The sequence below is a fragment of the Halorubrum salipaludis genome, from assembly GCF_002286985.1.
In the GTDB taxonomy this organism is placed as follows: domain Archaea; phylum Halobacteriota; class Halobacteria; order Halobacteriales; family Haloferacaceae; genus Halorubrum; species Halorubrum salipaludis.
Window position 1 is genome coordinate 216146 of the sequence record NZ_NSKC01000002.1, and the last position, 19388, is coordinate 235533.

The following is a 19388-nucleotide window of genomic DNA, read 5'->3' on the forward strand; positions in this document are numbered from 1 at the left end:
CGCTCGTCGGTTTAAAAGAACGATTCGCGAGTCGACCTCGACTACAGTCGGTCGTCTTCGAGGCTCCCCGGGTCCTGTGCCGTGTCGAACATGTTGTTCTCCGCGCCGTCGAGCATCTCGTCGCGGGGGTCGTCGTCGACGACGCTCACGTTGTACGCCTCGATGCCGGAGGCGATCAGGTCCTCGGCGGCCTGCTCCTCGGAGACGAACTCCTGTTCGGCGAGCTGCTGGAACTCCGCGTACACGTCGTCGGATAGGTTCAGCTCGAAGGTGGGCATACGCACTCGTTCCGCCCGGACACTTTTAAGCATTCCTTCGCCGGCGGCTCTCTGACAGTCTCACCGATTCCGATCGATCCACTCGCAGAACGCCTCGAAATCCTCCGCGCCGGCGTCGGCCGCGATGTCGTGAAGCGTCCCGATACTGATCGAGTCGTGTGCGGGTACGGTCACGACGCGGGCGTCCGTGTCCTCGTGTTCCGCCGGTGGATCCCATCGAAGGATCAGGTGATCTCCCGTCGTCCGAACGTGCTGGAACCCGCCGACGTTCACCAGTACCTTGTACACGTCTTCGCCGGAGAAGTCCCGCGTTACCATCGCTACTGCAGCGGATCTGGGAGATCGTCGTCCTGAGATCGAGCCACCTTCGGATCGACGCCGAGATCGCGGATCTCGTCGTCCGTCGGCGGGTTTCCCCCTTCGTTCTCGACCGCCTCGACGACGGCGTCGAGGTTGTCGAGGGCGGCAGTCCGGCTCTTGCCCTGTGCAGTCACCTCGGCGCGGAGGTCGCGAGCCGTCCACTGGCCGTCTGGATTCTCGATCAGCCTGATCTCCCGAGTGGGAGCGTCCGAGTCTCGCGGGTCGGCTCGGGCCATGACTGGCCGTAACTCGTCAAGACTCAAAGTGTTTCGGGGACCGCTGGGTTCGATGGGGAGAGCGTTTCGAGATTCCCACCAGGCCTCACAGGTCGCGCCACGCGCCGAGGAACCGCTGAACAGCCGTGAGGTGGCCGACGGCCGCGAACAGCGCGAGCAGGAGGCCGACGACGTTCAGCCCGGCGACGATCGGTGCGGCGTACGCCGCGGCGACGACGCCGACGATCCCCATCAGCGCGAGCCGGTCGGCCCGCCCCAGGAGGCCCCCGTACTCGCGGCCGATGCCGACCGCCTGGATCTGGGTGCCCATGTAGGAGGTCATCAGCACGCCGGTCACGGCGGCGAAGCCGAGCGCGTACGCCCCGATCCCGACCGTGAAGCCGGCGATCACCGCGATGTCGGCGTAGCGGTCGAGGACGTGATCGAGGAGGTCGCCGCCGTCGGAGGAGACCTCGAGGTGGCGCGCGAGCGCGCCGTCGACGAGGTCGAGCCAGCCGTTGAGCAGGACACAGACCGCCCCGGCGACGTAGAAGGCGGGCTCGCCGACGGCGAACGCGGCGGCGGCGGCGACGGCGACGCCGAACGCGATCACGCTCACTTGGTCGGGCGAGAGGCCGATCTTGGCCGCGGCGCGCACCCACGGACCGAGCAGACGGTCCGCGACGGAGCGGTACTGGTCGAGGGTCATCTATCGACCCGAACCTCGCGGCGGGCTCATATATAATCGATGAAGTCGACGGTCCCCGCGCTCGGCTCGCGGTCGCCCTCGATCGCCGCCCGGACCGCGTCCGCGACGGCCTCGGGATCGCGGTCGGTGGTGTCGATCTCGTAGACGTTCTCGATCCCGTGTTCGTCGACCGCCTCCGAGAGGATCACGTCGAGCGCCTCGCTCTCCGCGTTCTCCTGGGCGGTCGCGGCTGATTCGCCGCGGGCTTCGAGCCGCCGTTCGATCTCCTCCGGGCGGCAGCGAAGGACCACCACGCGGTCGACGTCGAACCGGTGCGCGAGGTGGGAATCGAGCACGCCGGACCAGTCGCCGAGGCGCTCGCGGACCGCGTCGAGGTCGGCGACGAGCGTGTCGCGGTCGGCGTCGCGGTCGGTCCAGAGCTCGTCGTTCTCCTTTATCAGGTCGTTGAGGTGGATCACGTCGTACTCGTCTTCGAGCAGCGCCGTCGCCGTCGACTTGCCGGTCCCGGGGGTGCCGGTGACGGCGACGCGGTCGGCGGTCATGGCCGGGCACCGAGCTCCAGGTCCGACAGCGTCTCGTTGAGCAGGTCGACGGCCTCGCGGGTCCCCTCGCGCGTGCCGGTCGAGATCCGGACGTGCTCGGGGAGCCCGAAGGAGGTGCAGTCGCGGATGATCACGCCGCGCTCCTGCGCCGCCTCGGCGACCCGCTCCGCGTCGCCGACCTCGGCGAGCACGAAGTTCCCGGCCGACTCCACGGTCGGGGCGTCCAGTTCGGCCGCGATGTACTCGCGGGCCCAGCGCGCCGTCTCGACCGACTCCGCGACGTGCTCCTCGTCGTCGAGGGCGGCGAGCGCGGCCCGGCACCCCAGCTCGCTCGCGGCGAAGGGGGTGTTGACCCGGGCGTACGCCTCGCCCCACGCCTCCGGGACCACGCTGTATCCGACCCGGAGCCCGGCGAGGCCGTACGCCTTCGAGAACGTCCGGAGCACCGCCACGTCGTCGCGCTCGTCGACCAGCGGGATCGCGCTGTCGACCTCGGCGAACTCCCCGTACGCCTCGTCGACGACGACGAGCGTCTCCTCCGCGGTCGCGTCCGCGATCGCCTCGACCGCGTCGAGGGGCATCACCGAGCCCGAGGGGTTGTGCGGCGAGGTGACGTAGACGATCCGCTCGCCGCCGTAGGCGGACAGCACCGTCTCCGCGTCCTGCGCGAACCCGTCGTCGGGGGTGAGCGCGTACTCGGCGACCTCGCCGTGGTGGTAGCGGGCGGACATCGCGTAGTAGGCGAAGCCGGGCTCCGGGACGAGCACCTCGTCGCCGGGCTCCAACGCGGCCCGCGAGAGGTAGTCGATCGAGCCGTCGGCGCCGGGCGAGACCCACACCTGCTCGGTCGACACGTCCCACTTCTCCGCCAGCTTTTCCGTGAGGTCCGTGTGCGAGGACTTCGGGTACTGGTGGACGCGGTCGGCGTGCTCGCGGATCGCCTCGACGGCCGCCGGGCTCGGGCCGTGCGGGTTCTCATTCGATGAGAGCTTGATGAGGTCGTCGGGGTCGAGCCCGCGGTCGCGGGCGACCTCCTCGACGCCCCGGCCGGGCACGTACGGCGAGTGATCGGAGAGATCCCGTGGTTGCATGCGCGTGGATCCGGGCGGGGCGCTCTTAAGGGTGGCCGAAGCGGCCGTTCACCGGAAACCCGGTGTGTTATCGGACGCCACGGCGGCCGAGGCGTCCGACTCGGACCGGTGTGGACCCGGTCAGGGGACCCGCACGTCGTGTTCGAGCGTCCCGACCCCCTCGACCTCCACCTCGACGGTGTCGCCGTCGGAGAGGGCGCCGACGCCCTCGGGCGTGCCGGTCGAGATCACGTCGCCGGGCTCTAGGGTGAGGTAGGTCGTGATCTCCTCGATCAGCGTCGGCACGTCGAAGATGAAGTGCTCGCGGTCGCTGGACTGCTTCGTCTCGCCGTTGACGCGGAGCTCGACGCTCGCGTCCGCCGGGACCTCGTCGGGGGTCGCCAGCACCGGGCCGAGCGGCGCGGCGTTGTCGAACGCCTTGCCGCGCACCCAGTTCTGCTCGCGGTTCTGGTCGTCGCGGTTCGACACGTCGTTCATGCAGGTGAAGCCCGCGACGACGTCCATCGCGTCGTCGGCGTCGACGTCCTTGCACTGCTCGCCGATGACGACCGCTATCTCGGCCTCCCAGTCGATCCGGTCTTTCCCGGCGGGCGTCGTGATCTCGTCGCCGTGGCTCGCCAGCGCGTTCGGCGGCTTCAAGAAGAGGAGCGGTCGGTCCGGCACCTCGTTGCCGAGCTCGGCGGCGTGGTCGGCGTAGTTGCGGCCGATACAGACGATCTTCGTCGGCTCGGCGGGCGGGAGCACGTCGATCGCGGGGTCGTCGAGGGCGTACTCCTCGCCGGCGAAGGCGACGGTGTCGGTGTCGGGGTCGTAGGTCCCCTCGCGGATCGAGCCGGCCGGGTCGCGGAACCGTGCGTGGTGCATGTCTCGGCAATCGGGCGGCCGCCCGAAAAGCGTTCCCGGAGAGGCAAACGCGACGGGGCTACTCGGCCCGGTCGACCGCGGACTCGGCGTCGGCCGCGGACCTAGTGTCGAGCTCGGAGTCGATGTCGAGTTCGGAATCCCGGTCGGTCCCGGAGTCCGGGACGAACACCGAGCTGGCGTCCGCGCCCGAGTCGCCGCCGAACAGCTCCGCGCGGGCGCAGTCGGCGCAGTAGTGGTTGCGCCGGATCGAGTGGGTCCGGACCGGGACGCCGGCGACGACCGTCTCGTCGCGACGCCGACGGACGACCCCGCGCTCGAACGCCTCGCCGCAGACGACGCAGGGCGCCTCGGTCCGCTCCGTCGCGGGGGTGATCCGGTGGTCGACGGTGCGGACCCGACCGAAGCGGGAGAGCCCGTGTCGGCGGTCGAGCCGCCGTTCCACGGGCGGGGAGAGCGCTAGCCCGATCGCGGCGAACGCGAGCCCGAACAGGGTCCCGAGAACCGACCCCGCCCCGACCGAGACCGCGGCGATCCCGGCTCCGATGAGCAGCAGCAGTCCGCCCAGGAGGTAGCCGGAGAGGGTGACGAGCGGGTCCTCGTCGCCGGGGGTCGCCAGTTCGCCGTCCGGGAGCGGTCCGTCGGAGACGCCGAGCCGCCGCGTCTCGGCCTGCTCGGCGTAGTTGTACCACCCGTACAGCAGGTTCCCGACGCCGCCGGTCGTCGGGAGCAAGAGGACGTGGACCGGGAGCGACCCGATGTCCCGGTCGACGAGCACGACCCGGTCGCCGTGGTCCTCGGTGAGCTCCCAGCCCGCGTCGAGGTGGTCCCGCACTCGGGCGCGGAAGGCGCGGCGGGCGTCCGGGTCCGCAGTGGCGGTGGTCTCTGCGGTCGGGTCGTCGGCTTCGGCGGTCGGGCCGTGAGCACCCTCGCAGGGCGCCCCGCAGTTCGCGCAGAACTCGTCGTCCGGGCCGACGAGCTCGCCGCATTCGGTACAGTAGGTGGACGAGGCGTTTCCCAGGGGGTCCTCGGCGCGCAGATCGGCGCCGCAGCCCGGACAGAAGTTCGCGTCGGGGCTGACGGCTCGGCCGCACTCGCGACACCGGTCGGTCCGCGGGACGCGGTCGTTCCGCTGGGAGGGCATCGGCGGCCGTTCGTGCGGCGGGCGGTTAACTCCTCTCCCGGCGGGGGCAGTGGCCGCGGCGTCGACTTTTATTACGGCTCGCCGAGACGTACCAGGCGTACCATGGAACTCACCTGGCACGGCCACTCGACGTGGCACGTCGTCGTCGACGACACGGAGCTGCTGATCGATCCGTACTTCGACAACCCGAAGACCGACGTCGACCCGGAGGAGCTCGACCCCGACTACCTCCTCTTGACCCACGGCCACGCGGACCACATCGGCGACGTGGACCGCTACGAGGGCGCGACGGTGGTCGCCACCCCGGAGCTGACGGGGTACATCCAGGACAACTTCGGCCACGAGGACGCGGTCGGCGGCATGGGGATGAACATCGGCGGCACCGCCGAGTGCGGCGACGCGTGGGTGACGATGGTCCGCGCGGACCACTCGAACGGGATCGAGACCGGCTACGGCACCTCCGCCGGGATGCCGGCCGGCTTCGTGATCGGCGACAAGAAGCCGACCCAGGAGTCGGACCCCGACTGCACGACGTTCTACCACGCCGGCGACACCGGGCTGATGTCCGAGATGGTCGACGTGATCGCGCCGTACCTCGAACCCGACGCCGCCGCCCTGCCAGCCGGCGACCACTTCACGATGGGTCCCGCCGGCGCCGGCATCGCGGCCGACTGGGTGGGCGCCGACGTGGTGTTCCCGATGCACTACGACTCGTTCCCGCCGATCGAGATCGAGACGCAGGAGTTCGTCAACGAGGTGAAGGCGGCGGGCGCTGCGGCCGAGCCCGTCGTCCTCGACGGCGACGAGACGTACGTGCTGGAGTAGCCGGTCCGACGCGCGACTGCGGTTTTTTCACGCGACATCGACATCGGAGAGCCGCGGTGTTCCGACCGTCGATCGGCGACCGGACCGCCGCGTTCCCACGGGTGTAGAATGCTATTCGGAGACGAATAAATATTATATGAACCTCGGTAGATTCCGTATGTCTCCAAGGGCACAAAATAACTTCATAGATGTAAATTAATAATAAATCAGAAGCCTTCTAAATAAAAGACGGTTACGGTCGGATTGGTACCTCATGTCAACCGCAGATATGCGGGCTGTGATCCGCGGGGAGGGCGGACGGTTCGTGTACGTCGTCTCCGCGCTCGCGGCGCTCAACGGACTCCTGTTCGGGTTCGACACCGGGATCATCTCCGGAGCCATCCTCTTCATCGACACGACCTTCGAGCTGACCCCTCTGGTGGAGGGGATCGTCGTCAGCGGCGCGATGGTCGGGGCGGCCGCCGGCGCGGCCGTCGGCGGACAGATATCCGACCGCGTCGGCCGCAAGCGGTTCATCCTGCTCTCGGCCGGGGTGTTCTTCCTCGGCTCGTTCCTCATGGCGGTCGCGCCGACCGTCGAGGTGCTCGTCGCGGGACGGATGATCGACGGGATCGCCATCGGGTTCGCCTCGATCGTCGGTCCCCTGTACATCTCTGAGATCGCGCCGCCCTCCGTCCGCGGCGGGCTCACGTCGCTGAACCAGCTGATGGTCACCGTGGGGATCCTCTCGTCGTACTTCGTCAACTACGCCTTCTCCGGCTCCGGATCGTGGCGGATCATGCTCGGCGCGGGGATGGTCCCGGCCGTCGTGCTCGCGATCGGGATGCTCCGGATGCCCGAGAGCCCGCGGTGGCTCTACGAGCAGGGCCGGACCGACGAGGCCCGCGCCGTGCTCCGCCGCACCCGCGAGGGCGACATCGAGTCGGAGCTCTCCGAGATCGAGGCGACCGTCGAGGCGCAGTCCGGAAACGGGGTCCGCGACCTGCTCAGCCCCTGGATGCGTCCGGCGCTCGTCGTCGGGCTTGGGCTCGCGATCTTCCAGCAGATCACCGGGATCAACGCCGTGATGTACTACGCCCCGACGATCCTGGAGTCGACCGCGTTCGGGAGCTCGCAGTCGATCCTCGCGTCGGTGGTCATCGGCACCGTCAACGTCGCGATGACGGTGGTCGCGATCCTGCTCGTCGACCGCGTCGGCCGGCGTCCCCTCCTGCTCGTCGGCACCGGCGGGATGATCGGGTCGCTGGGCGTCGCCGGCCTCGTCTTCCAGTTCGCGGACCCGACCGGGGGGATGGGCTGGCTGGCGACGCTCACGCTCGTGTCGTTCGTCGCCTTCTTCGCGATCGGGCTCGGCCCGGTGTTCTGGCTGCTCATCTCCGAGATCTACCCGCTGGCCGTCCGCGGGAGCGCGATGGGGATCGTGACCGTCGCCAACTGGCTCGCGAACCTCGCCGTGGCGCTGTCGTTCCCCGTGTTACTCGACGGGATCGGGACGCCGATGACGTTCTGGCTGTTCGGCGCCTGCAGCGTCGTCGCGCTCCTCTTCACCTACCGCGTCGTCCCCGAGACCAAGGGCCGGACGCTGGAGGCGATCGAGGCGGACCTCCGGAGCGCGACCGGGGCGGCGGCCGACGTTCCCGGCGACGACTGAGGGCGGCCGCGATCCGAGCCCCCGCCGCGGGGCGATGCCGGTAACCTTTATCCTCGGGAGACCGAACCAAAGAACGACCATGGCAGACATCGAGACATCCACCGTTTCCGAGGAAGGGTACGCCTGCACGAGCCAGGTCGGTGAGTTCGACCTGCAGATCGACGCGACCGACGAGACGGGGCCGAACCCGAACGCCGCGCTCGTCGCGACGTACGCCTCCTGTTACCTCCCCGCGTTCCGCGTCGGCGGGAGCCAGCGCGGCGAGGAGGAGCTCGGCAAGGTCCAGATCGACGCGAGCGCGGAGCTCGACGACGACGACGATCTGGAGTCCATCGCCTTCGACGTCCACGTCGAGGCCGACCTCGACGAGGAGACCGCGGCCGACATCGCCGAGCGCGCCGAGGGCATCTGTCACGTCCACAGCGCCCTTCGCGACGGCCTCCACGCCGACATCAGCGTCTACCCCGGCGCGTTCTGAGCCGGCGATCCGGCCGCTTCGACCGCTCGGCGAAGACGGCGACTCGAAAATTTTTCGCGACGACGACCGGACTCGGGAGCCGCGGGACCGCCCGAGGTGCTCCTCAGGGCCGATCGACGCCCGTGAACTCGAAGCGGGCGCCCCCGTCGTCGCCCTCGGTCAGCGTCACCTCCCAGCCGTGGGCCTCCGCGATGCGCTCGACGATCGCCAGCCCGAACCCGGTCCCCGACTCGGAGGTCGTGTGGCCGCTCTCGAACACCTCGTCGCGTCGGTCCTCCGGGATCCCGGGGCCGTCGTCGGCGACGTAGAACCCGTCCGGCAGGTCGCCGACGACGATGCGGTCTCCGCCGTGTTCGGCGGCGTTCCGGAAGAGGTTCTGCAGCAGGCGCTTGAGCCGGCCGGGATCCGCGAGCACGTCGTGCTCGGTCTCGACGGCGACTTCGATCGGCTCCGCCGATTCGTCGCCCTCGTCGCCGTCGATTGACCCGACCGCGTCCTTCGCGTAGCGGGTCGCCAGCTCGTCGAGGGGGACCGGATCGACCGATCCGACGGCGTCGCCCTGCCGGGCGAGGGTGAGCACGTCGTCGATCAGCCGCTCCATCTCGTCGAGCGCGGTGTCACAGCGGTCGAAGTACGAGTCGTTTCCCGTTTCTCGGGCGAGCCGGAGGTAGCCGGAGAGCACGTTGAGCGGGTTCCGGAGGTCGTGCGAGACGATGCTCGCGAACTCGTCGAGCCGCTCGTTCTCGCGCTCGATCCGGCGCTCGTACGCCTTCCGCTCCGAGATGTCGCGGCTGGTGGCGAGGAACCGGTCGTCCCCCTGCACGTCGACGCGGCGGACCTGCACCTCGACCGGGAAGGTGGTGCCGTCGGCCCGACGGAACGTCGTCTCCAGCCGGCGCGTCTCACCCATCTCGATGCTCTGCCAGAGGTCGATCCCGGTCTGTGGGTCCAGCTCCGTGTCGATCTCCCAGACGTCCATCCCCACGAGCTCCTCGCGGTCGTAGCCGAGTTCCGCCGCCATCACGGGGTTCGCGTCGACGATCTCGCCCGCCTTGTCGTGGATGTCGACCATGTCCGGGGAGTCCTCGAAGAGGGCCTCCAGCCGGGCCGAGGTGCGTTCGAGCGCCCGCTGGCGGCGGCGCTTCTCGGTCACGTCGCGGCTGACGGCGAGCACCCCGTCGAACTCGCCGTCGATGACGAGCCGCCGCAGGGTGAAGTCGATGATCGCGTCGGACCGCTCGGGGAGGTCCAGCTCGATCGTGCCGGACACCGCCTCCCGGTCGCCGGCGACCAGCGCCGCGAACGGGTCGTCCTCGCGGGTCTCTCGGAGCCGCCGTAACAGGGGACTCTTCCGACCGACGAGCTCCTCGGGGGTCGACTCGTACACCTCGGTCAGCCGGTCGTTGACCACCGCGAACCGACTGTCGGCGTCGTAGAGTGCCACCGGGTTCGGAAACTCGTCGACGAGTCGCCGGTAGCGCTCCAGGTCGCGCTCGCGCTCCTTCTCCTCGGTCACGTCGATGTGGATCCCGACGGCGCGGACCGGCTCGCCGTCGTCGTTGCGCTCGACGACGCGGCCGCGGTCGCGGATCCACTTCCACTCGCCCGACTTCGCCTCCATCCGGTGATCGCACCGGTAGTACTCCGTCTCGCCGGCGAAGTGCGCCTCCAGCGCCGCCCACACCTCGGCGAGGTCGTCGGGGTGGACGCGGTCTTCCCACTCCGAGAGCTCGAAGGCGATCTCGGATTTGTCGTATCCCAGCATGCCGGCCCACCGCTCGTCGAACCGCACCTCGTCGGTGCGGATGTCCCAGTCCCAGACCCCGACGTCGGCGCCCTCAACCGCGAGGCGGAACCGCTCGGAGAGTTCGCGGAGCTCGCGCTCGCGTTCGCGCTCGTCGGTCACGTCGCGGAAGTACACCGAGAGGCCGGTGTCGGAGGGGTAGGCGTCGATCGCGAAATCCAGGTCGGGACCCTCGAAGTGGTACTCGAAGGCGGTCGGCTCTCCGGAGGCCACGGCGTCGCGGAACTCCGTCTCGATCCGAGTCCCGCGGAGCGTCGGAAACCGGTCCCAGATCCGCTCGCCGAGCAGCTCTCCGGCGTCGCGTTCGAGCAGCTCACGCGCCCGCTCGTTGAGGTACGTGAGCCGCCAGGACTCGTCGATGCCGCAGAACGCGTCCGTCATCCGGTCGAGGTGCTCTGTCTCTTGGTGCTCGGTCCGCGACCGGGACACGGCGCGGTCGACGCGCTCCGCGAGCGCGGCGTAGGGGTCGGCGTCTGTCGGCTCGTCGTCCGGACGGTCGGTATCTGTCGTCTCGTCGTCCGGACGGTCGGTATCTGTCGTCTCGTCGTCCGGACGGTCGGTATCTGCCGGCTCGTCGTCGGCCGTCCCGTCCTCCGCGACCCCGTCGGCGTCACGCAGCGGGAGGTACTCGTCGACGCCCGCGGCCACCGCCCTGCTCGCGACCGCCTCCGACCCGCGGGCCGTGAACAGCACGAAGGGGAGGTCCCCGACCCGGTCCCGGACGGCGCGGAGGAACTCCATGCCGTCCATCCCGGGGAGGTCGTAACCGCTGACGACGCAGTCGACCTCGCCGGCGTCGACGGCGCCGAGCGCCTCGGCGGCGTCGTCCGCCGACGTCACCGCGAACCGCTCGCCGCGGTCCTCGATGGCCGCCGCCGCGCGGTCTCCGACTGACGGCCGCTCGGCGACGAGAAGCACTCGCACCGGGTCGGACCCCGCGTCGGCCGCGAGCGCCTCCGACTCGTACCGGTCCCGTGTCGTCATCCGTTCGTGTGTCGTTTCCCCGACATAGTAACTATTGGCATTTTGCTTGTCACGTCGCCGGGTCACGCCGACGCGTACGCCACGACGGCGCTGGACGCCGCGTACCCGATCGCCGCCAGGACGAGGGCCGCAACGAGCGCGACCGCGAACTCCCGGGCGACCGCGAACGCGAGCAGGAATCCGGCCATGCCGACCGCGTTCGCGCACAGCAGCCGGAGCGTTCGATACGACGGCTCTCGGGTGGACATACCCGCGGTACGAACCGTCGGACCAAAAAGCCACGAGTCGCCGGCAGATCGCGGGCCGTCGACGGAATTTGTCCCGTCGGGAGCCACGCGCCGCCGGTCGCGGTGCGGGACGGCTTCGGCCGAAACCGGGGAACGGTTTAGGGCCGATGCCGCGGCCACCCGCCCCATGCGACCGCGAGACGATCCGACTGATCGGGGGCGGCGCCCGGCGGAACGCGGGCGGTGCTCGGCGGAGCGGCGGCGGCCCCCGCCGGCGGAGAAACGGTCTCCGGCGGAGCGGCGGCGACTGAGGCCCCGAGCGGGTCTCCGCTTCCGGCGAGCGGCGGAACGGGACCGAAGCGTCTCCGCGCCGCGGTGGCTCGCGTCACCGATGCTCGTTCCGGGCGGAACCCTCGCCGCGCTCGTCGTCGCCTGGGGGTTCGCGGCGGTGCGGACGGTGAGCGCGGCTCTTCGGGAATGGTCCCTCGCGATCGCGGCGGTCATCGCCGCCGCGGGCTGTCTGCTGGCCGCCGTCGCCGTCGCGCACGCCGCGGCCGTGGTCGCCGCCGCCCGGGCCTGAACGGCCGACGGGGACGCCCCGCGGAACGGTTTTGGGGACGGCGCCGGAAGGCACGGTATGGTCGCGACTGAATCCGACTCGGAGCTCGACCGCGGCGACGCCGCGCCGCCGTTCGAGCTCCCGGGAACCGACGGCGAGACGTACGCCCTCGACGACTTCGACGCGGACGCCCTGCTCGTGGTGTTCACCTGTAACCACTGCCCGTACGCGCAGGCGAAGTTCGACCTCCTCAACGACCTGGCGGCCGAGTACGACGACCTGGCCGTCGTGGGGATCAACCCGAACGACGCCGAGGAGTACCCGGACGACTCCGTCGAGGCGATGCGCGACCGCGTCGCCGACGGGGCGATCGGGTACGACGCGTACCTCCGCGACGAGACCGCCGCGGTCGCGGACGCCTACGGCGCGGTCTGTACCCCCGACCCGTTCCTGTTCGGCCGCGACGGCGACGGGTTCCGGCTCCGGTACCACGGCCGCCTCGACGACGCGTTGAACCCGGACGACGAGCCCACCGAGTTCTACATCTGCGACGCCGTCGACGCCGTGCTCGCGGGCGAGGAAGTCGACGTTCCGGACCGCCCCTCGCGGGGCTGTTCGATCAAGTGGCCGGGGGAGTGAGTGCGGAGAGCGAGGGACGGCGCCGACGAATTCGTCGATCGCGCGGTAGCGCCCGCCGCCGAGTGCCTCGGTAGACCTGGTTCGGAGCGATTCGATGACCTCGAGCCGGAACCTCCCGAGACCCGGCGCTACGGAACGACCACGCCGGCCACCTCGAACCGCGCGCCGCCGGCGGCGCTCTCTTCGACCTCGACCGTCCACCCGTGGGCGTCGACGACCCCCTCGACGATCGAGAGGCCGAGCCCGATCCCGTCCGTGGCGGTCGTGTATCCCGATTCGAAGACGCGCTCGCGGTCTGCCTCCGGAATTCCGGGACCGTCGTCCTCCACGTAGAACCCGTCTCCGCCGTCGAGCGGTCCGACCCGGACGGACACGTCCGCGCCCCCGTGTTCCACGCTGTCGCCGGACTTCGTCCGGCTGCCAGTCGAGCCGTGCTCGACGCTGTTCCGGAACAGGTTCTCGAAGAGGTGCCGGACGCGGTCGGGGTCCGCCTTGAACTGCAGTTCCTCCGCGACGGCCACCGTCGCGCCGTCGGTGTCGGTCCCCTCCCAGCACTCCTCGACCATCGCACTGAGGGAGACGAGCTCCGTCTCCCCGATCTCGTGTCCCTGTCTGGCGACGGTGAGGACGTCGCCGATCAGGTTCTCCATCCGGTCCAGCGACCGCGAGACGATCTCTAAGTTGTCGCTGTCGCAGGTCGATCGCTCGAGGTTGACGCGTCCCTGTGCGACGTTCAGCGGGCTTCTGAGGTCGTGCGAGACGACGCTGGCGAACTGGTCGAGCCGGTCGATCTTCGCCTCCGTCCGCTCCGCTTGAAGCTCCGTCTCCAACATCCGCGCGATCAGCTCCGCGAACAGCGTCTCGGCGTCGTCGAACGGCTCGGCGCGCGGATCCGCGGAGACGAAACACAGCGTCCCGAAGAGCTCGTCGTCGACGGTGATCGCGCTGCCGTGGTAACAGTGGAGGCCGTGCCGCTGAAACGCGGGGTCGTCGTCCCATCCCTGGTTGGGCGCGTCGTGCAGTCTGACCGGAGCCTCTCCGCCGATCGTCCGCCGGCAGTACGTCTCTCCGAGGTCCAGCTGGAGCCCGACCGGGAACGCCCCGTCCGCCGGGTCCGTGCTGGCGATCGCCTTCCAGTAGTCGCTCTCGGGGTCGATCCGCGTCAGGTGTCCGTTCTCCACGTCCAGATACGCCTCTCCGACGGAGAGCGCCAGCGTCGCCTTCTCCTCGAACGGCAGGTCCCGGTCCATCACCTCGTAGAGCCGCTCCCGGGCCGCCGCCGCGCTGAGAGCCTCGCCACCCATGGGTAACGTCCGAGGTACCGACCCCACCGACAAAAGTGGCCCTGTTATCTGGGAGTAAATTCTCTACTTTTTACACTACTCGTGGCGTTCCGGCGGTACGAATGCGAAATCACCGGACCGTGCGGACTCCGAGCACCGAGGCCGACGCGCCGCCGATCGCCACCGGCATCCAGTAGACGCCGCCGCGGAAGACGAGCACCGCCGCGGTGACCGCTGACGCCGGGACCCCGGTCGTCGGGACGAGCAGGGCGACGAACGCCGCCTCGATCCCCCCGAGTCCGCCCGGGAGGGGCGTCGCGCCCGCGACGTACGCCAGCGGGACGGCGAAAAGCGGGATCACCGGCGAGATCCCGTGGCCGACGGCGGCGAACGCGACCGTGAGCGCGGCCGCTTGGAACACCCACCCGGCGAGCGAGAGCCCGACCGCGGCGGCCAGCCGCCCGGGGCTCGTCCCGACGCGCTCGATGTCCTCGAAGAAGTTCCGCAGCCTGTTGGCGATCCCGGCCTCGACCGTCTCGGCGTCGAACCGGTCCAGTCGGCCGGCCACCGCGCCGACCGCGCCGGGAAGCCGATCGACGACGACACGCCGGTACCGCCAGCCGAGCGCGATCCCCGAGACGATCGCCGCGATCAGCGCGACGGCGACGCCGACGGCGATTTCGAGGCGTTCGCCGACCGCGGCGCTCGTCGCGTAGTAGCCGACCCCGAGGAACACGAGCGAGATGGAGGGGACGACGTTGAGCACGTCGACGCTGGCGATCCCGACGAGCCCCGTCTCGTAGCGCGACCCGGAGACGCGGGAGATGAGCGCGGCGGCCACCGGCTCGCCGCCCGCTTGCCCGAACGGGGTGACGTTGTTCGCGAAGACGGCCCCGGCGTACACGAGGAACGCCGTGCCGACCGAGAGGGAGACGTCGAGCGACCCGAGGACGGTCCGGAGCATGAGGCTCCACGCGACCAGCCAGCAGAGCGCGAACCCGAACGTCGCCGCGACCAGGGTCGGGTCCGCCGAACGCAGCGTCCCGATCACGCGGTCCGCCCCAACGACGACGAAGAGGACGGCGAGGACCGCGAGCGCCGCGATCCCGCCGATGACCACTCCCCGCCGCTGGCTCCCGTCCATGGGGGGTATGACGCGCTGGCGGACTTGAAACGTCTGATCGGTTCTCGCTCCCCGTTTGGGGGCTCCCCCGATGCGAGGTCAGCGGAGAGAACGCCGAGAAGACGACGCTGAGGGCGTGTGTAGCCGAATTATGTCACGAGAGCGGCACCAACAAGAATACAACCGTCGGGGGGGTACGGGGGCGTACTTATGGACGATCAGCGGTTCCTCGAGTCGGAGTGGGACTACTGTCTGGTGTTGGACGCGTGCCGCTACGACGTGTTCGAGGACGTGTACGACGAGTACCTCGACGGCGACTTAGAGAAGCGCCGGAGCGTCGGATCGTCGACGCCGGAGTGGGCCTACCGGACGTTCACGGGCGACCACGACATCGCCTACTTCTCGGGGAACCCCTTCATCAACGACCTCGGCATTCCGCTGAACGAGCTGAAGTGGGGCGCGAGCTGCGACTACGACTGGACCGCCTCCGACCACATCAGCGACATCCACGACGTGTGGAAGACCGGCTGGGACGACGACCTGGGCACCGTCCCGCCGGAGGGGCTCGCCGAGGCGTACCGGAACAACCGCGACGCCGTCGAACGCGCCGACCGCACCGTCCTCCACTACATGCAGCCGCACGCTCCCTACCTCTCCCGCGGGAAGGGACAGAAGCTCAAGCAGATCCAGAAGGGGATCAAACGGCAGGAAGAGGAGGAGGCGAACGGCGGCGACGCGGGCGACGACGGCGGCCTCCTCTCGTCGCTCAGCGACTCGGTCCGACCGAAGATCGAGAGCCGGCTCGACGACAGCGAGTTCGCCCAGAAGGCGGGGCTGTGGCTGGAGCTCGACCCGAAGGACCTCGTGAAAGACGGCACCCGCGTCACCGCGTTGAGCATGTACGAGGAGAACCTCCGGATCGCCTTAGAATCCGTCGCGGATCTCGTCGAGGAGCTCGACGGGAAGGTGGTCGTCACCGCCGACCACGGCGAGGCGTTCGGCGAGGAGGGCGTGTGGGAACACCACATCGAGACGTACATCCCGCCGCTGATGGAGGTCCCGTGGCTGGAAGTGGAGTGACCGTCGCCGCTTCGCGTTCCAATTCCGAGACCGCGCCATGAAGGTCAGCCACTACTTCGAGTTCGAGGAGCGCGTCACCGGCGGCATCCGCGAGTCCGTCGTCCACCAGCGGAAGATGCTCGACCGCGAGGGGATCGCCTACACCACCGAGCCGACCCTCGACGCCGACGTGCTCCACTGCAACCTGATGGGGCCGCGCTCGGTGTGGTACGCGAAGCGAGCGAGCGACCGCGGGGTCCCCGTCGTCGCGCACACCCACGTCACCGCCGAGGACTTCGGCGACAGCTTCCGCTTCACCAACGCCCTGGCGAAGCCCCTCAAGCCCTACCTCAGCCGCGCGTACGGCCTCGCCGACGCGCTGGTCTGCCCCTCCGAGTACAACCGCGGCGTGATCGCGGAGTACGCCGACGCGCCGACGACCGTCATCTCGAACGGCGTCGACCGCGAGAAGCTGGCCGGCTTCGAGTCGCTGGAAGCCGAGTACCGCGACCGGTACGACCTCGACCCGCCGACCGTCTTCCTCGTCGGCCACGTGATCAAGCGGAAGGGGTTGGAGACGTTCGTCGACCTGGCCCGTGCGCTCCCCGACATCGACTTCGCGTGGTTCGGACCGCTCGACCTCTCCTTGAAGGGCCGCGAGACCACCCGGCTCATCGAGGAGTCGCCGGACAACTGCACGTTCACCGGCTTCGTCGACGACGTGCGGGGCGCGTTCGCCGCCGGCGACGTGTTCCTCTTCCCGACCCACGAGGAGAACGAGGGGATCGCGCTGCTGGAGGCGATGACCGCCGGGAAGGCCGTCGTCGTCCGCGACATCGAGACGTTCTCGTGGCTCGACGACGGCGAGGACTGCCTGAAGGTCGACCCCGCCGCCGGGGACGACGAGACCGCGGCGTTCGCCGACGCGATCCGGCGCCTCTCCGACCCCGCGCTCCGGGAGCGGCTCGGGTCGAACGCGGAGGCGCGCAGCGAGTCGTTCTCGCTCGACGCGATCGCGGAGCGGTACCGCGAGCTGTACGAGTCGCTGTGACCGCCGCCCCCTACTCGCTTCCGTCGTCGCCGCCGATCGTCGCCTCATCCCTCTCGACCGAGAGCGACCCGTCGTCGGCGAGCGCGAGCGCGAAGCCGAACGTCGCCTCGGACTCGGGGGCGTCGTCTCCGGGTCGTCCGCGGTGTACCGTCACGTCGTCGCCGAAGGCGTAGGTTCCGGCCGGGAGACACGACTCGTTCTGGTACCCGTACACGGCGTATCGCTGACGCAGCGCTTCTCCCGGAGCCACCGCCGTGTACGCCCCCATCTCTTCGATCACGGCGTCTCGCGTCGCGTTCCAACACCCGCTCTCGACCGTCTCGGAGATCCGGTCGGTCCCGTCGGACCACCCCAAGGGGCTCTCGTCGGCCGGGACCTCGGGAACGAGAACGAGTCGGTTCGCGTCCGGGTCGCCGTCGCTCAGGTAAGAGGTGAACGGCGGCGTCACGCCCGTGAAGACGGAGATCGGGTCGGCGGCGGTGTTCCGGAGCTCGGCCCGGATACGCGCGGGGTGATCCGCGGTGAACGGCTCCGTCGCGCTCGCCTCGAACGCGACGTCGTCAGCGGTCACCGGCGCCGGCGTCGACGTGTCGGTTCCGTTCGCGGAGCCGTTCGACTCCCCGGGCCCTCGGTTCGCGCCGCAGCCGGCGAGCGCGAGCGCGACGGACGACCCGACGACCCGAAGGGCGGTCCGCCGATCGAAGCGGGAGGGCATTCGCGATCCGCTTGCGGGGTCGGCGAGGTAAGCGTTCCGCCGATCCGCGGTCGGAAACTGCGACGTGCGGATCCACGACCGGCCTTTATCACTTTCGGCGTGGAAACGCCGGTATGACTCACGGCTCGCTCGGGAAACGGCGCGATTTCCGAGCCCTGTTCGACCACCTCGACGGCGTCGCGCTGTGGACGGCCACGCAGCCCGGCGAGTTCGACTACATCAGCGCCGGATTCGAGGACATCTGGGGAATCCCTCCCCAGGAGATCAAAGACGACGTGTCCCTGTTGATCGACAGCATCCACCCCGAGGACCGCGATCGGGTGCGAGAGAACATCGAGGCGGCGGCCCGAGGGACCAGAGACGAGGCGTACGAGGGTCGCGTCGTCCGGCCCGACGGATCGGTTCGCTGGGTGCTCACGCGACAGGTCGCGCTCCGAGACGAGGACGGCGAGATCGCGGAAGTCGTCGGTATCTGTACGGACATCACCGAACAACGCGGCCGGGAACAGGAGCTCGAACTGCTGAACCGGATCGTCCGCCACGACATCCGCAACGACATGGCGGTCGTTCTCGGCTGGATGGAGATGCTCGAGGACCACGTCGACGCCGAAGGGGAAGAGTACCTGCGGAAGATCCTCGCCAGCGCCGAACACGTCGTCGAACTGACCGAGGTCGCGCACGACTACGTCGAGGCGGTCGTCTCGAACGAGGACATCGCCGTCGAGCCGGTCTCGCTCCGCTCCGTTCTGACGACCGAGCTGTCGCTCCGCGAGGAGTCGTTCCCACAGGCGGAGTTCGTCGTCGAGGGGTCGATCCCCGAGGTCGCGGTGGCCGCCGACAGCATGCTCAGTTCGGTGTTCCGGAACCTCCTGAACAACGCCGTCCAACACAACGACAAGGACGCCCCGCTCGTCGAGGTGTCCTGCGAGGCGCGCGACGACGACGTCGAAGTCCGGATCGCCGACAACGGCCCCGGCATCCCGGACGACAAGAAGGACATCGTGTTCGGCAAAGGCGAGCGCGGTCTCGGGAGTCCCGGCACCGGAATCGGGCTGTACCTCGTGGAGACGCTGGTCTCCCAGTACGGCGGCCGCGTCTGGGTCGAGGACAACGAGCCGACGGGCGCCGTTTTCGTCGTCGAGCTTCCGCGCGTCGAGTGACGCCGACCGTTGGAACGACGCGTCTCCGTCGAAGGCGTCCGACGCTTGAGTGACCGGGGATCGGAGCCGTATCCGTCCCACTCGAATATACATAATAAATACTATCATTCAAGATTAACATACTATTTCTATCATAACATGAGTCGATCCCGAACCGGTCACCACCGAGATCGCGGTTTCTGCACTCTCTCGAAGGGACGTTGACCGATCGAATCGAGAGACGACGGACCGATCAGAGCGTTCACACCGCCCTCGTCTCGGCAGTTTGAGAGACTTCGGTCCGCGAAGACGGTCGAGCTCGTTTCGCCCGACATCGAATGAGACTGCCGTTTCGATTCGGGACCGGCGTGGGCCGGCGATCCTACTGCCATCCCCGATCCGAGTCGCGGTCGATGCGAACACCTCTCGGTTCGGAGTCGGCCCGACGGCGGCCGCCGACCCGTCCCTAGTCGAAAACGGCCGATCGATCGGAGTGGAAAATCATACCATATTTCAAAGATATATTTTAACCTGACACATGACGTCGAATTCGGTGCACATTCCCGTCGGCGGCGATGGTGTGACCTCTCCACAAACGCTGTGGCCCGGTCGGTTCTCCGGTCGCGGCAGCCCCACCGTTGGCCCGAGAGC

General features: G+C 69.3%; 21 protein-coding genes. 8 read left to right on the plus strand and 13 right to left on the minus strand.

The genetic code is table 11. The annotated features are described in order from the left end of the window. Positions 1-41: 41 nt before the first annotated feature. From CK500_RS03760 to CK500_RS03795, 8 genes are all read right to left on the minus strand, one after another. Complete coding sequence (locus CK500_RS03760) at positions 42-278, minus strand: hypothetical protein (RefSeq protein WP_008003406.1); 237 nt, start codon at positions 276-278, stop codon at positions 42-44. A 60-nt stretch (positions 279-338) separates the two neighbouring features. Beyond that, complete coding sequence (locus tag CK500_RS03765) at positions 339-596, minus strand: type II toxin-antitoxin system HicA family toxin (protein ID WP_095635913.1); 258 nt, start codon at positions 594-596, stop codon at positions 339-341. A 2-nt stretch (positions 597-598) separates the two neighbouring features. After that, a complete protein-coding gene (locus CK500_RS03770) occupies positions 599-874 on the minus strand; it encodes a type II toxin-antitoxin system HicB family antitoxin (RefSeq protein WP_095635914.1) in 276 nt (91 codons plus the stop codon). 85 nt (positions 875-959) lie between these two features. Beyond that, positions 960-1562, minus strand: a complete 603-nt coding sequence (locus CK500_RS03775) for a CDP-alcohol phosphatidyltransferase family protein (RefSeq protein ID WP_095635915.1) — start codon at positions 1560-1562, stop codon at positions 960-962. A gap of 26 nt (positions 1563-1588) precedes the next feature. Continuing rightward, the gene (locus CK500_RS03780; RefSeq protein WP_095635916.1) at positions 1589-2104 is read right to left on the minus strand and encodes an adenylate kinase family protein; all 516 of its coding nucleotides are present in this window, start codon (positions 2102-2104) and stop codon (positions 1589-1591) included. Then, positions 2101-3195 (minus strand): histidinol-phosphate transaminase, encoded by a 1095-nt coding sequence (gene hisC / locus CK500_RS03785; RefSeq protein ID WP_095635917.1) that lies wholly within the window; start codon positions 3193-3195, stop codon positions 2101-2103. Before hisC ends, CK500_RS03780 begins: the two co-directional genes overlap by 4 nt. A 120-nt stretch (positions 3196-3315) precedes the next feature. Continuing rightward, entirely contained in the window at positions 3316-4059 is a 744-nt protein-coding gene (locus CK500_RS03790) for a fumarylacetoacetate hydrolase family protein (protein WP_095635918.1), read from the minus strand. A gap of 58 nt (positions 4060-4117) precedes the next feature. Next, positions 4118-5200, minus strand: coding sequence for a zinc ribbon domain-containing protein (locus CK500_RS03795; protein ID WP_095635919.1), 1083 nt, complete (start codon positions 5198-5200; stop codon positions 4118-4120). Between the two features lie 102 nt (positions 5201-5302). On the opposite strand from CK500_RS03795, the gene CK500_RS03800 reads away from it, so the two are divergent. The 3 genes from CK500_RS03800 to CK500_RS03810 all read left to right on the plus strand — a co-directional run bounded on the left by CK500_RS03800 (position 5303) and on the right by CK500_RS03810 (position 8154). Further along, positions 5303-6025 carry a metal-dependent hydrolase gene (locus tag CK500_RS03800; protein WP_095635920.1) on the plus strand — a complete coding sequence of 241 codons (723 nt, stop codon included), beginning with the start codon at positions 5303-5305 and terminating at the stop codon, positions 6023-6025. Between the two features lie 253 nt (positions 6026-6278). Continuing rightward, positions 6279-7676 (plus strand): sugar porter family MFS transporter, encoded by a 1398-nt coding sequence (locus CK500_RS03805; RefSeq protein WP_095635921.1) that lies wholly within the window; start codon positions 6279-6281, stop codon positions 7674-7676. Between the two features lie 79 nt (positions 7677-7755). After that, positions 7756-8154 carry an OsmC family protein gene (locus CK500_RS03810; RefSeq protein WP_095635922.1) on the plus strand — a complete coding sequence of 133 codons (399 nt, stop codon included), beginning with the start codon at positions 7756-7758 and terminating at the stop codon, positions 8152-8154. A 103-nt stretch (positions 8155-8257) separates the two neighbouring features. Here CK500_RS03810 and CK500_RS03815 read toward each other — a convergent pair whose 3' ends face one another. Both CK500_RS03815 and CK500_RS03820 read right to left on the minus strand, forming a co-directional pair. Further along, positions 8258-10942: a response regulator gene (locus CK500_RS03815; RefSeq protein ID WP_095635923.1), complete on the minus strand. Its 2685-nt coding sequence runs from the start codon at positions 10940-10942 to the stop codon at positions 8258-8260. Positions 10943-11004: 62 nt separating this feature from the next. Further along, complete coding sequence (locus CK500_RS03820) at positions 11005-11190, minus strand: hypothetical protein (protein ID WP_095635924.1); 186 nt, start codon at positions 11188-11190, stop codon at positions 11005-11007. Positions 11191-11560: 370 nt separating this feature from the next. On the opposite strand from CK500_RS03820, the gene CK500_RS03825 reads away from it, so the two are divergent. Both CK500_RS03825 and CK500_RS03830 read left to right on the plus strand, forming a co-directional pair. Next, the gene (locus CK500_RS03825) at positions 11561-11749 is read left to right on the plus strand and encodes a hypothetical protein (RefSeq protein ID WP_095635925.1); all 189 of its coding nucleotides are present in this window, start codon (positions 11561-11563) and stop codon (positions 11747-11749) included. A 57-nt stretch (positions 11750-11806) separates the two neighbouring features. Next, entirely contained in the window at positions 11807-12367 is a 561-nt protein-coding gene (locus CK500_RS03830; protein ID WP_095635926.1) for a thioredoxin family protein, read from the plus strand. 128 nt (positions 12368-12495) lie between these two features. Here the strand turns inward: CK500_RS03830 and CK500_RS03835 are convergent, their stop codons facing one another. Together CK500_RS03835 and CK500_RS03840 are read right to left on the minus strand one after the other, a co-directional pair. Then, entirely contained in the window at positions 12496-13671 is a 1176-nt protein-coding gene (locus tag CK500_RS03835; protein WP_095635927.1) for a sensor histidine kinase, read from the minus strand. Positions 13672-13780: 109 nt separating this feature from the next. Beyond that, positions 13781-14794, minus strand: coding sequence for a lysylphosphatidylglycerol synthase transmembrane domain-containing protein (locus CK500_RS03840; RefSeq protein ID WP_095635928.1), 1014 nt, complete (start codon positions 14792-14794; stop codon positions 13781-13783). Between the two features lie 189 nt (positions 14795-14983). Between CK500_RS03840 and CK500_RS03845 the strand changes: the two genes are divergently transcribed. Continuing rightward, positions 14984-15853 (plus strand): hypothetical protein, encoded by an 870-nt coding sequence (locus CK500_RS03845; RefSeq protein ID WP_095635929.1) that lies wholly within the window; start codon positions 14984-14986, stop codon positions 15851-15853. A 37-nt stretch (positions 15854-15890) separates the two neighbouring features. Then, positions 15891-16883, plus strand: coding sequence for a glycosyltransferase family 4 protein (locus tag CK500_RS03850; protein ID WP_095635930.1), 993 nt, complete (start codon positions 15891-15893; stop codon positions 16881-16883). A gap of 10 nt (positions 16884-16893) precedes the next feature. Here CK500_RS03850 and CK500_RS03855 read toward each other — a convergent pair whose 3' ends face one another. Further along, complete coding sequence (locus CK500_RS03855; protein ID WP_095635931.1) at positions 16894-17598, minus strand: hypothetical protein; 705 nt, start codon at positions 17596-17598, stop codon at positions 16894-16896. A 113-nt stretch (positions 17599-17711) separates the two neighbouring features. On the opposite strand from CK500_RS03855, the gene CK500_RS03860 reads away from it, so the two are divergent. Continuing rightward, on the plus strand, positions 17712-18758 hold the full coding sequence (locus tag CK500_RS03860) for a sensor histidine kinase (protein ID WP_095635932.1): 1047 nt from the start codon (positions 17712-17714) through the stop codon (positions 18756-18758). The last annotated feature ends 630 nt before the right edge of the window (positions 18759-19388 follow it).